General features: G+C 68.8%; 12 protein-coding genes. 2 read left to right on the forward strand and 10 right to left on the reverse strand.

Annotated features, from left to right (window positions below; translation table 11 throughout):
* Window positions 1-47 precede the first annotated feature (47 nt).
* The 4 genes from ACTMO_RS0112710 to ndk form a co-directional block, all read right to left on the reverse strand.
* Complete coding sequence (locus tag ACTMO_RS0112710) at window positions 48-845, reverse strand: TIGR03936 family radical SAM-associated protein (protein ID WP_019855071.1); 798 nt, start codon at window positions 843-845, stop codon at window positions 48-50.
* 101 nt (window positions 846-946) lie between these two features.
* On the reverse strand, window positions 947-2,914 hold the full coding sequence (locus ACTMO_RS0112715; RefSeq protein ID WP_019855072.1) for a TIGR03960 family B12-binding radical SAM protein: 1,968 nt from the start codon (window positions 2,912-2,914) through the stop codon (window positions 947-949).
* Window positions 2,915-3,115: 201 nt separating this feature from the next.
* Complete coding sequence (locus tag ACTMO_RS0112720) at window positions 3,116-3,652, reverse strand: GNAT family N-acetyltransferase (protein ID WP_019855073.1); 537 nt, start codon at window positions 3,650-3,652, stop codon at window positions 3,116-3,118.
* Complete coding sequence (ndk, locus tag ACTMO_RS0112725; RefSeq protein ID WP_019855074.1) at window positions 3,649-4,065, reverse strand: nucleoside-diphosphate kinase; 417 nt, start codon at window positions 4,063-4,065, stop codon at window positions 3,649-3,651. Before ndk ends, ACTMO_RS0112720 begins: the two co-directional genes overlap by 4 nt.
* A gap of 251 nt (window positions 4,066-4,316) precedes the next feature.
* On the opposite strand from ndk, the gene ACTMO_RS0112730 reads away from it, so the two are divergent.
* Entirely contained in the window at window positions 4,317-5,432 is a 1,116-nt protein-coding gene (locus ACTMO_RS0112730) for a zinc-binding dehydrogenase (protein WP_019855075.1), read from the forward strand.
* 94 nt (window positions 5,433-5,526) lie between these two features.
* Here the strand turns inward: ACTMO_RS0112730 and ACTMO_RS0112735 are convergent, their stop codons facing one another.
* Genes ACTMO_RS0112735 through ACTMO_RS0112745 form a run of 3 tightly spaced genes read right to left on the reverse strand, consistent with a single transcriptional unit; the run spans window position 5,527 to window position 10,061 of the window.
* Window positions 5,527-5,991, reverse strand: a complete 465-nt coding sequence (locus ACTMO_RS0112735) for a DUF4233 domain-containing protein (RefSeq protein ID WP_019855076.1) — start codon at window positions 5,989-5,991, stop codon at window positions 5,527-5,529.
* A complete protein-coding gene (gene folC / locus ACTMO_RS0112740; RefSeq protein ID WP_026449187.1) occupies window positions 5,988-7,355 on the reverse strand; it encodes a bifunctional tetrahydrofolate synthase/dihydrofolate synthase in 1,368 nt (455 codons plus the stop codon). The genes ACTMO_RS0112735 and folC overlap by 4 nt, the downstream gene beginning before the upstream one ends.
* A 57-nt stretch (window positions 7,356-7,412) precedes the next feature.
* Window positions 7,413-10,061 (reverse strand): valine--tRNA ligase, encoded by a 2,649-nt coding sequence (locus tag ACTMO_RS0112745; protein ID WP_019855078.1) that lies wholly within the window; start codon window positions 10,059-10,061, stop codon window positions 7,413-7,415.
* A gap of 87 nt (window positions 10,062-10,148) precedes the next feature.
* Here ACTMO_RS0112745 and ACTMO_RS0112750 point away from each other — a divergent pair, with 87 nt between their 5' ends.
* A complete protein-coding gene (locus tag ACTMO_RS0112750; protein WP_019855079.1) occupies window positions 10,149-10,826 on the forward strand; it encodes a maleylpyruvate isomerase family mycothiol-dependent enzyme in 678 nt (225 codons plus the stop codon).
* Window positions 10,827-10,893: 67 nt separating this feature from the next.
* Here the strand turns inward: ACTMO_RS0112750 and ACTMO_RS0112755 are convergent, their stop codons facing one another.
* The 3 genes from ACTMO_RS0112755 to ACTMO_RS0112765 all read right to left on the reverse strand — a co-directional run.
* Window positions 10,894-11,487: a DUF3558 family protein gene (locus ACTMO_RS0112755; RefSeq protein ID WP_019855080.1), complete on the reverse strand. Its 594-nt coding sequence runs from the start codon at window positions 11,485-11,487 to the stop codon at window positions 10,894-10,896.
* The gene (locus ACTMO_RS23725) at window positions 11,484-11,657 is read right to left on the reverse strand and encodes a hypothetical protein (RefSeq protein ID WP_245556159.1); all 174 of its coding nucleotides are present in this window, start codon (window positions 11,655-11,657) and stop codon (window positions 11,484-11,486) included. The genes ACTMO_RS0112755 and ACTMO_RS23725 overlap by 4 nt, the downstream gene beginning before the upstream one ends.
* A gap of 152 nt (window positions 11,658-11,809) precedes the next feature.
* On the reverse strand, window positions 11,810-12,138 hold a 329-nt coding region (locus ACTMO_RS0112765; protein WP_157063048.1), incomplete at its 5' end, for a M48 metallopeptidase family protein.

Below are 12,138 nucleotides of genomic sequence, written 5' to 3' on the forward strand. Positions count from 1 at the left end.
TGGGTCGACGGCGTCCGTCGATCCCGTCACCCGAAGGAGGCAAACACCTAGCGGGTTCCGGCCGCCGCCCTGTCCGGAGCCAGCGGATCGACGATCGTGCCTCCGTCGTCGAGCCGACCCTGCTCCAACCTGGTGGCTCGCGCAACCTCCGGCGTGGGCAAGTCGGCGACGACGCGAAGGGCCTTGAGTACGTCGTCGGGTCGCACAACCGGTGTCGCATGCCGTACGACCATGACGATTATCCCATATCGCTGTACACGATCCGGGCAATCGTCCACGCGTGGGACATCGCTCGCCCCGGAAACACTCTCCGCGTCCGGACCGACACCCGACGTCGAGGCCCCGTGCAGGCGGATGTCGACCAGAGCCGCCCGTGCGTCCAGGGTACGACGGCCCTTCTTCGTCATTCGTTCGACCTCGACCGATTCGGAGGCCCTCAGCAGCTCCACCGCGCGCCGCAGCTCGGAGAAGTCGATCCCCTCGACCTCCACCCGCCAGGTGCTGGCCTCCAGCCGGTCGGGCAGCGAACCCGTTCCCGCGGGCACCACCTCGGCGATGTCCATACCCGCGGGAAGCGTGGAACGCAGCTCCTCGTGCAACGTGGCCAGGGGAACCTCCCGGGCCAGTTGCATCTCGGCGTACTCCGCCTCACTCGCGACCCCGGTGGGAGCGGCCCCCGCCCAGGAGATCCGCGGGTGCGGGCTGTAGCCCTCCGAGTAGGCCACGGGCACACCGGCACGCCGTAAGGCGCGTTCGAAGACCCGGGCCAGATCACGATGCGAGGTGAATCGCAGATGGCCACGCTTCGTGTAGCGGAAACGCACCCGGTGGCCACTCGAAAGCACGGGATGAGGCTGGTGTTGCTGACTCAGAGCATCCTCCGTGGTCGTGTCGAGAGCGAACCGCCCCGGCGGACACCAACCGGGACATCCCGCACCATACGGTCTCAGTCGGCTCCGCCCGCCGATTCGAACGCCGTGTTCCGTACCGGTGTACCACTGTTCACCGGGGTGATGGGCAGCAAAGGCCGGTCGGAGGGCCCCACCTCGATGTCGGTGCCCATGGTCGGGCACACCCCGCAGTCGAAGCAGGGGGTCCAACGGCAGTCGTCCTGCTCACGCGCGGCGAGGGCGTCCTGCCAGTCCGTCCAGAGCCATTCCTTGTCCAGGCCGGAGTCCAGGTGGTCCCACGGAAGGATCTCGTCCTCGGAACGCTCCCTGGTGGTGAACCAGTCGAGGTCCACCCCCAACGGCGGCAGCACCTCGGCGGCGGCGGAGACCCACCTGTCGAAGGAGAAGTGCTCGTTCCAGCCGTCGAAACGACCTCCGGAACGCCACACCCGCTCGATCACGTGTCCGACCCGGCGGTCGCCCCGGGAAAGCAGTCCCTCGATCAACGAGGGCTTGCCGTCGTGGTAGCGCACACCGATGCTCCGTCCCAAGCGTCGATCGGAGGTGATCTCCTTGCGCAGCTTGCGCATCCGCTCGTCGACGGTGTCCGGATGGGCCTGACTGGCCCACTGGAACGGAGTGTGCGGTTTCGGCACGAAACCACCGATGGAGATCGTACAGCGGATGTCCTTGCGCCCGGACACCTCCCGACCAGCCCGGATGACCTCCTTGGCCATCGCGGCGATCTGGAGCACGTCCTCGTCCGTCTCGGTGGGCAACCCGCACATGAAGTACAGCTTCACCTGACGCCAACCGCTGGAGAAGGCGGTGGACACGGTCCGGATGAGGTCCTCTTCGGAGACCATCTTGTTGATGACCCGGCGGATGCGCTCGCTGCCTCCCTCCGGGGCGAAGGTGAGCCCGGAGCGACGACCGTTCCGCGAGAGCTCGTTGGCCAGGTCGACGTTGAACGCGTCCACCCTGGTGGAGGGCAGGGAGAGCCCGGTGTTGCTTCCCTCGTAACGGTCGGCCAGTCCCTTGGTGATCTCGCCGATCTCGGAGTGGTCCGCCGAGCTCAGCGACAGCAGACCGACCTCCTCGAACCCGGTGGACTCCAGGCCGCGTTGCACCATCTCGGTGATACCCCGGTTGGAGCGTTCACGCACCGGCCGGGTGATCATCCCCGCCTGGCAGAAGCGGCATCCTCGGGTGCAGCCGCGGAAGATCTCCACGCTCATCCGCTCGTGGACGCTCTCGGCGGTGGGCACCAGCGGCTGTTTCGGATACGGCCACTCGTCCAGGTCCATGGTCGTGCGTTTGAAGACCCGGTGCGGGGCCGAGGGGTGGTTCGGCACGACCTCCTCGATGTGGCCGTCCTCCCGGTAGTGGACGTCGTAGAAGCCGGGGACGTACACCCCCTGCGCGGCCAGTCGTGCCAGCAGCTCCGCGCGTCCCCCGGGGGTGCCCTCCTCCTTGAAGGCCCGGATCAGCTCGGTGATCTCCAGCACCGCCTGCTCGCCGTCACCGAGCACCACGGCGTCGACGAACTCGGCGACCGGTTCCGGGTTGAACGCGGCGTGCCCACCGGCCAACACGATCGGGTGCTCGTCGGTGCGGTCCCGTGCGTGCAGCGGGATGCCGGCCAGGTCCAGCGCCGTGAGCAGGTTCGTGTAGCCCAGCTCGGTGGCGAAGCTGACTCCCAGCACGTCGAAGGCTCCGACCGGCCGGTGCGCGTCCACGGTGAACTGGGGAATCCCGTGCTCGCGCATGAGTTCTTCCAGGTCGGGCCAGACCGAGTAGGTGCGCTCCGCGAGCACGCCGGGCTGCTCGTTGAGGATCTCGTAGAGGATCATCACGCCCTGGTTGGGCAGCCCGACCTCATAGGCGTCCGGGTACATCAGGCACCAGCGGACGGTCGCCTCGTCCCAGTCCTTGACGGAGGAGTTCAGCTCACCCCCGATGTACTGGACGGGCTTGGATACCTGAGACAGCAGCGGTTCCAGGCGGTCGTATACGGATTCCACAGGCACATTCCCCAGCGTAACGAGCGGATACGGGCAGCAGTGCGACGTGGGCACTTTCGAGTGTTCGGTTTCGGCAACCGGCGACGCACCGTCTACCCGACCGTTCGGTCAGGGGACGGCACCACCGGGGCCGGTGCTCACCGCACACCCGCCCACGGACTCGTCCCCGGGGCACGAACCGTGCGCCCGGGGACCGGTCGGTCACAGATCACGGGTCAACCAGATCTCGTCGCGGTACTCGCCGTCACCCGCGTACCGTGCCCGGGGCCAGCGTCCGCGCTCGACCCAGCCCCGGTCGGTGTAGAACCGCTCCGTCCGACCGTCGGCACCGACGCGCAGCGTCAACTGGGTGAGTCCGAGCGCCGTGGCGTGGGACTCGGCGGCGTCCAACAGCTTCCCGGCCACGTCACTCTCGGAGACCTCGGGATCGACCAGCAACCAGTCGAGTTCGGCACGGTGCTGTTCCACCGGGAACTCACCGAGGCGCAGCACCACCGCTCCGGCGAGGGTGTGCTGCTTGCCCGCCGTCAGCACGTGCCGCCGCTTCGGACTCGCGGAGGTGTCGTCGACGATCCGCTGCGCGGTGGCGGTGAGCGTCTCCAGCTCGGTGTCGGCCGTGAATCCCGTGATCCCACCGGCGACGGTCACCCGACCGAGCAGGTCCGCCAGAGCCCGGGGAAGATCGGGGTGCGGCTGGTCCACACGGTGCGGTCCGGTGATGAATTCGTCGTCACTCATGCCTGGAGATCCGGGAACCAGAGTTTGAGTTCACGTTCCGCCGATTCGGGGGAGTCGGAGCCGTGCACGAGGTTGTACTGCACCTCCAGGCCGTAGTCGCCCCGCAGGCTGCCCGCGTCCGCCTTCTCCACGGGGTCGGTGCCACCGGCGATCTGCCGGAACGCGGCGACGGCCTTCGGTCCCTCCACGACCGCGGCGACCACCGGGCCGGAGGTGATGAACTCCAGCAGGGACTCGAAGAAGGGCTTGCCGTCGTGCTCGGCGTAGTGCTGCTCGGCGAGCTTCCGGTCGACGTGGCGCATCTCGAGGGCGACGAGCCTGAGCCCCTTGCGCTCGATCCGACTGATCACCTCACCGATCAGCCCCCGCTGGACACCATCTGGCTTGACGAGGACGAGTGTGCGCTCACTCAACGGGTTTCTCCTTGGAATCCGGGGTCACCGCGGACCCGGTCGGACGAGTCCGGTTCTTCTTCCGGTCAAGGGTATTCGCCACACTCCCGCCCACCCCGGTGGGGGCACCGCGCCCGCCGGACCTCTGTGCCCCGAGACCCGCCCCACCGGCGGTCCGACTGTCAAGTCTGTTACGCGGCGGGGTCGCGCGATAACTTCGGCGGCAACGTACCGACCGGCTGGTCTGTCGTCCGAGTGAGAGGAGCTCACCCATGCGCGCCGCCGTACACACCGCCCCCAACGAACCGTTGCGGCTGGAGAACGTCGAACACGCCGACCCCGCCGACGACGAGGTGCTCGTCGAGGTCACCTCGTGCGGGGCCTGTCATTCGGACCTGCACGTCAACAAGGGCGAACTGCCCTTTCCCACGCCCGCCGTGCTCGGGCACGAGGTGGCCGGGGTGGTCGCCGGAACGGGGCGCGCGGTCAGCGGGCTCTCCCCCGGTGACCGGGTGGTCACGAGCTTCATCATGCCCTGCGGAAGGTGCGCGCAGTGCGCGGCGGGCAACGAGGAGATCTGTCTGGAGTTCTTCGCCCACAACCGCGCGAAGGGACAGCTCTACGACGGTCGGAGCAGGTTGTCCTTCCCGGACGGCACCCCGGTGTGGATGTACTCGATGGGCGGGCTGGCCGAGCGGGTGGTCACCCCCGCCACCTCGGTGTACCGGGTACCCGAGGGAGTCGAGCTCTCCGACGTCGCCGCGGTGGGGTGTTCGACCATGACGGCCTACGGGGCGCTGCGCCACGCCGCCGACATCCGGGTGGGGGACAAGGTGGCCGTGATCGCCGCCGGAGGTGTGGGCTCCGCCCTGATCCAGCTGGCCCGCGTGTTCGGCGCCTCCGAGATCATCGCCGTGGACATCGGCACGGAGAAACTGGAGGCGGCCGTGCGCCTGGGTGCCACGGCCACCGTGAACTCCGCCGAGGTCACCGACCCCGCCGAGGCGATCCGGGAACACACCGGGGGACGTGGCGTCGACGTGGCCTTCGAGGCGCTGGGATCGACCACCACCTTCGAGGTCGCCAGGGACTCGGTGGTCGAAGGGGGGCAGGTCGTGGTGGTGGGCATCGCCCCACCCGGCTCGACGGGAGAGGTGAACCTGGCCACGATCGCCCGGCGCAAACTGCGGGTGCAGGGCTCCTACGGGGCCAAGCCACGCCGGGACATGCCGGTGCTGCTGGACCTGGTCGCCCGTGGCCTGCTGCGACCGCAGGACACGGTGAGCGGACACTACTCCCTGGACGAGGTGAACGAGGCCTTCGGCGCGCTGGACCGCGGGGAGATCCGGGGGCGGGCGGTCATCGACGTGGCTCGTCAGTCGGAGTGACCCTTCGCGTGCGGGTCGCGAGGGCTTCCGCGCCGCCTCGCCCTCGCGGCCCGCACGGATGAGCCGGTTGGTCGGGAACGCGTGGCGGGCGGACTCACCCCCGGGGCGGATGGCCGGGAGGATGACCGAGCTGGTCGGCCAACCTGCCCTCCCGCATCCGTGTGGCGACGTCGTGGCGCAGATACAGGATGTAGCCCCAGACACCGGCGAAGAGCAGACCCATGACGCCGATCGCAGGGTGCACCGCGAAACACCCGATCAGCGCGAGCTGCAACACCAAGGCCACGCCGAGGCCCCAGCGGCGCCGCTGCACGAACCCGGCCAGCAACAACAGCACCGTCAGCACGGCCACCACGGCGAAACCGACGCTGCCGACGCCCGAACCGAGCTGCCAGACCACCGGCAGCGCCAGCCCGAACACCACGAACTCCAGCACCAGGGTGCCCGCCATGACCCCGCGCAGCCCCTTCCACGGGTCGCGGACGTCGGGCGGGGCCTGCGGCAGTCCCCGCTCCCTTCCGCCGGAGGACTGTCCACCGTTCCCGCCTGCGGAGCTCACGAGGGCTCCTTGCCGAACAGGGCGCGGGCCTCCCCGGCCGTGACCACCGAACCCGTGATCACGATGCCCGCACCGGAGAGGGACTCGTTGGGGTCGGTGGTCTGCTCGGCGAGAGTGATCGCCGAGGCCACCGCGTCGTCCAACCTGGGCTCCACGTGCACCCGTTCCCGGCCGAACAGCTCCTCGGCCAGGCTCGCGAGTTCCTCGGGGGCCGTGGAACGCGGGGAGGAGTTGCGTGTGACCACGAGTTCCTCCACCACCTGTTCCAGTTCGGTGAGGATGCCCCGGGCGTCCTTGTCACTCATCACCCCGACCACGCCGACCAGTTTACGGAAGGAGAACTCGGAGCCGACCGCGTCGGCCAGCGCCCGTGCCCCGTGGGGGTTGTGCGCGGCGTCCACCAGCACCGTGGGGGCCGTGCGCACCCGCTCCAGCCGTCCGGGGGTGACCATCCCCGCGAAGGCCTCCCGCACCTGTTCGATGTCGAGCTGCCGTTCGGCTCCCGCACCGAAGAACGCCTCCACCGAGGCGAGCGCCAGGGCCGCGTTGTGGGCCTGGTGTTCGCCGTGCACCGGCAGGAAGACGTCCTCGTAGGTGCCGCCCAGTCCCTGCAACCGCAGCATCTGGCCGCCGACCGCGACGGAGCGCTCCAGCACCCCGAACTCGTGACCCTGGCGGGCGACGGTGGCGTCCATCTCGGCGACCCTGCGCAGGATGGGCTCCTGGGCCTCCTCGCTCTGGGAGGCCATCACGACCACGGAGTCCTTCTTGATGATGCCGGCCTTCTCCGCGGCGATGCCCGCGATGTCGGAGCCGAGGTACTCGGCGTGGTCCAACGAGACCGGGCACAGCACGGCCACCTGGGCGTCGGCCACGTTGGTCGCGTCCCAGCTGCCCCCGAGTCCGACCTCGAGCACGGCCGCCTCCACGGGCGCTTCGGCGAAGGCCGCGAAGGCCATACCGGTCAGCACCTCGAACTTGCTCATCGGGACCTCGCTGTTCGAGTCCACGATGGACACGTAGGGGGCGATGTCCCGGTAGGCCTCGACGTAGGACTCGGGGCTGATCGGCCCCCCGTCGATGTTGATCCGCTCGGTGACCAGTTGCAGATGCGGGCTGCTGTAGCGCCCCACACGCAGACCGATCCTGCTCAGCAGGGCGTCGATCATGCGTGCCGTGGAGGACTTGCCGTTCGTCCCGGCGACGTGCACCACCGGGTAGCCCCGCTGGGGCTCGGCCAGCAGGTCGGTCAACGCCCGGATCCGGTCCAGCGAGGGCTCGATCCTGGTCTCCGGCCAGCGCTCGTTGAGCTCGGACTCGACGACCCGCAGCTCGCGCAGCTCGGAGGGTTCGGAGTCGGCCACGTACAACACTCTCCTCCCGGGTGCGGGGGCCGCACGGGCCCCCGCACCGCGACACGCTCACGACTCCGGAAGTGACTCCAGTCGGGTGTTGAGGCGCTCGATCTCGGCGAGCGCCGTCTGTCTGCGCGACCGGATCTTGTCCACGACCTCGGCCGGAGCCTTCTCGGTGAACGACGGGTTGTTCAGTTTCTTCTCGGTGCCGTCCAGTTCCTTGCGGGCCGCCTCCAGGTCCTTGGTGAGACGCTTGCGCTCGGCGGCGACGTCCACGGCCCCGGAGAGGTCGATCCCCACGGTGACCTCGCCGTCGGCCAGCCCCACCCGCATGGAGGAGGAGGCGTTGAAGCCCTCGCCGGGCGCGTCGAGCCTGGCCAGGGAACGGACGGCGGGCAGGTGCCCGACGAGACCCACCGTCTCCAACCCCTCCAGGTCGGCGGCCACCCGTTGGTTCGGTTTGACCCCCTGGTCGGCCCGGAAACGACGGATCTCGGTGACCAGACGCCGCAGCGCGTCGATCCGACCCGCCGCGGCGGCGTCCGCCGGTTCCCCGGTGGGAACCGGCCACTCGGCGACGACGACCGACTCCCGCCCCGTCAGCGCCGTCCACAGCACCTCGGTGACGAAGGGAGTGATCGGGTGCAGCAGGCGCAGCAGCACGTCGAGCACCCGCCCCAGCACGGCCCTGGTGTGCTCGGCGCGCCGACCGCCCTCGTCGAGCTGGACCTTGGACAGCTCCACGTACCAGTCGCAGAACTCGTCCCAGGTGAAGTGGTACAGCGCCTCCACCGTCTTGGCGAACTGGAAGTCCTCCAGCAGCTCGTCCACCTCGGTGACCAACGCGTCGCACCGGTCGAGGATCCACCGGTCCGCGTCGGTGAGTTCGGCGCGGTCCGGAAGCCGCTCGGGAGCGAAGGCGTCCTTGCCCAGCGCGAACCTGGTCGCGTTGAACAGCTTGGTCACGAAACTGCGCGCCCCGGCGACCCACTCGTCGCTCATCGGGGCGTCGGCACCGGGGTTGGCGCCCCTGGCGAGGGTGAAGCGCACGGCGTCGGTGCCGTAGGTGTCGATCCACTGCAACGGGTCGACGGTGTTGCCGGAGGACTTCGACATCTTCTTGCCGTGCTTGTCCCGGACGATGCCGTGCAGCGCGATCCTGCGGAACGGCACCGCCTCCTCCGGCGAGCGGTCGGACATCCCGTACAGGCCGAGCATCATCATCCGCGCGACCCAGAAGAACAGGATGTCGTAACCGGTGACGAGCACGCTGGTCGGGTAGAACTTGCGCAGGTCGGCCGTGTCGTCGGGCCAGCCCATCGTGGAGAACGGCCACAGCCCGGAGGAGAACCACGTGTCCAGCACGTCCTCGTCCTGGTGCCAGCCCTCCCCGGTGGGTGGCTCCTCGTCCGGGCCGACGCAGACGACCTCCCCGTTCGGCCCGTACCAGATCGGGATGCGGTGACCCCACCACATCTGCCGGGAGATCGCCCAGTCGTGCAGGTTGTCGATCCAGTCGAAGTAGCGCTTGGCCAGTTCGGGTGGGTGCACCTCGACCCGCCCGTCGCGCACGGCGTCCCCGGCCGCCTTGGCCAGCGGCCCCACCCTGACGAACCACTGCATGGACAACCGGGGCTCGATCGGCTCCTTCGAGCGGGAGCTGTGCCCGACGCTGTGCACGTAGGGGCGCTTCTCCGCGACGATGCGCCCCTGCTCCCGCAGGGCCTCCCGCACCGCCTCGCGGGCCTCGAACCGGTCCATTCCGTCGAACCGGGTGCCGGTGTCCGCGATACGCCCCCCTTCGTCCATGATCGTCGGCATCGGCAGGTCGTGTCGACGCCCGATCTCGAAGTCGTTGGGGTCGTGGGCGGGGGTGACCTTCACCGCACCGCTGCCGAAGGTGGGATCCACGTGTTCGTCGGCGATGACGGGGATCGTCCGGCCCGTCAGCGGAAGCTCGATCTCGGTGCCGACCAGGTGCCTGTACCGGTCGTCCTCGGGGTGTACCGCCACGGCGGTGTCACCGAGCATGGTTTCGACGCGGGTGGTGGCGACCTCGAGAGCGGAGTCCCCGTCGCCGTAGCGCATCGTGACGAGCTCGCCCTCGACCTCGCGGTGTTCGACCTCGATGTCCGAGATCGCGGTGCGCATGTTCGGCGACCAGTTGACCAGCTGTTCGGCACGGTAGATCAGCCCGTCCTCGTAGAGCCGTTTGAACATCGTGTTCACGGCCCGGGACAGCCCCGCGTCCATGGTGAAACGCTCGCGGGACCAGTCCACACCGTCCCCGAGACGGCGCATCTGGGACAGGATCGCTCCCCCGTGCTGTTCCTTCCACTGCCACACCCGTTCCAGGAAGCCTTCCCGGCCGAGTTCACGGTGGTCGATGCCCTCTTCCCGCAGCTGGCGTTCCACCAGAGCCTGGACCGCGATACTGGCGTGGTCCATGCCCGGCAGCCAGAGGGCCTCGTAGCCCTGCATCCGACGCCGACGCGTGAGCAGGTCCATCAGCGTGTGCTCGAACGCGTGGCCGATGTGCAGGCTTCCCGTGACGTTCGGCGGGGGGATGACGATCGAGAACGGCGGGCGGTCGCTGTTCGCGTCAGCCTCGAAGTAGCCGGCATCCACCCAGCGTTGGTACAGCTCGGCCTCTACGTCGGCCGGGTTCCAGGTCGACGGAAGTTCACGGCGCTGTGCTGGGCTGGTCTGTGTCACACCGGGATTCTACGAACCCCTTCGGGCATCCTTGTACGGTGCTGGGCCTCAACGGCGGATCCGAGTGTGGAAGGCGGCTCGCGAACCATGAACGACACTGTTCTCGACCGGGTGAGGGACGGCCACCACACCCTGTTGGACCTGGTCAGCGAACTGGAGCCCGCGGAGTTCCGCGCGGACTCCCGACTGCCTGGTTGGTCCCGTGCGCACGTGGTCGCCCATCTGGCGAACAACGCCATCGCCCTGGCGAACATGACCAGCGCCGCCGGTCGGGGGGAACTCGTCGACCCCTATCCCGCCGGGGACCGGGACGAGGCGATCGAACGCGACGCGGCCCAGGAGAGCATCGCGCTGGTGCAACAGTTGGCGACCTCACAGGCCCAGCTGGAGATCGTCTGGGACTCGGTGGCCGAGCGGGACTGGCAGCGTCCGGTGCGTTTCCGTGACGGCACCGTGGCGGACCTGGTGCTGTGCCGCTGGCGCGAACTGGAGATCCACACGGTCGACCTCGACCTCGACCACACCGAACAGCACTGGACGCCGGAGTTCTGCGAGCACGCGATCGACTTCCTGCTGCCGCGTCTGGAGGGGGCCGGGGTGGTGCTCGCCCCCGAGGAGCTGGATCGGACCTGGCAGCTCGGGGACTCCCCCACCCGGAGGATCACGGGCTCGTGCCGGGAGATCGCGTGCTGGATGGCCGGGCGCACCCCGCGGCGGCTCCCGGACGGCGACGGGCCGCTGCCCGAGCTGGGGCCGTGGCCGTGAGCAACACCCGGGAAGGCGGGCGGTGCGGGCGACCGAGGTCCGCTCCGAACCCGCCCGGTCCGGAAGGCTACTCGGCGGGCAGGTTCTCCAGCATCATGCCCGCGATCCTGTCCGACATGGCACACGGCCGCGCGTACTCCGGATCGTCCCTACCGTCCGTGCCGATAGCGAAAGAAACATAGATCACGTCCTCGCGTGATGTTCCGACGATCGTCGAGCATCTCGTTTCGGTTTTTCCGTTTCCGTGCACGGCGGGATACTCCTTCACCTCGTGCGTCGGCTCACCGTCCGCAGTACTGGTGTAAGCAGCGAATTTCAATCCCTGCTTCTGGGTGGTATCCGGAGCGAGAACGACAGAGAAACTCTCGTTCTTCCACCGACACTGCTCCTGCCCCCATGCCGACTCGCCGTCCGGCTGAGGCCGGCCCGCTCCGAGACGTTCGACCTGCCGCCGGGTGAGCAGCTCGCACGGACCGAAGGCCGCGGACAGGTCCAACGCCTCGGGGACGGCGAAGGGATCCCCGGAAGGAGCCTCGGAACTCTTCGCTACTCCTCCGCCGGAACCGTCCTTCGCCCTGTCGGGGGACTCTCCACCACAAGCCGTCACCGTGCACAGACACACCACGGCCAGCAGTCCGCGAATACTACGATGCGGCGTCACGACCGGCCCATCCTGTTGGCTTCCTCGACACGCTGGGTGTCTGTGATCGCCTGCTGTACGGCGGCCTTGAAGTCATCGACCCACTTGATCACACCCTCGGCCGTGTCGAACAGGCTGTTCTCTCCGCCCTGAGCACGCTGGGCGATACTCCTGGTGATCTGTGCGGTCACCTCGTCGTAGGCAGGCGGCTGAGCATAAGAAAGCCGCTGGGCAAGCTGTTGAGCTTGCGCATACTCACTCCGCACCCGGTCCAACCCCGCCAGCAACCGAGGCAACATCTCCGGCTGTACGCCACGTGGCGGTTTCCCGGGAAACCGCCACGTCAGCCCAGCCACAGTTCCGCTCCCGACCCGGCCAGGCGCTGTTTGCGCTGTTCGTAGTCCGGCAGGGCACGTTCCACCAACCGCCAGAAGGCCGGCGTGTGGTGCGCCTGGGTGGCGTGCGCGAGTTCGTGCACCAGCACGTAGTCGAGCGGGCTCGGGGGTGGCTGCATCACGGCCCAGTGCGGGTTCAAGCGGGAACCCGTGCCCAGCGATCCCCACCGGTAGCCCAGATCGCGCACGTCCAGCCGCTCCACAACCCTCCGGAGGAGTTTCCGGCTACGCTTCGGCACGGACGCTCGCCACGAAGGACCGCCACCGGCCAGTTGGC

The organism is Actinopolyspora mortivallis DSM 44261 (genome assembly GCF_000384035.1).
Classification (GTDB): Bacteria; Actinomycetota; Actinomycetes; order Mycobacteriales; family Pseudonocardiaceae; genus Actinopolyspora; species Actinopolyspora mortivallis.

Excerpts from the sequence above, each read along its gene's own strand:
- ACTMO_RS0112720 (WP_019855073.1), bottom strand. The coding sequence starts at position 3,652 with ATGAGTGACGACGAATTCATCACCGGACCGCACCGTGTGGACCAGCCG.
- ACTMO_RS0112730 (WP_019855075.1), top strand. The coding sequence starts at position 4,317 with ATGCGCGCCGCCGTACACACCGCCCCCAACGAACCGTTGCGGCTGGAG.
- ACTMO_RS0112750 (WP_019855079.1), top strand. The coding sequence starts at position 10,149 with ATGAACGACACTGTTCTCGACCGGGTGAGGGACGGCCACCACACCCTG.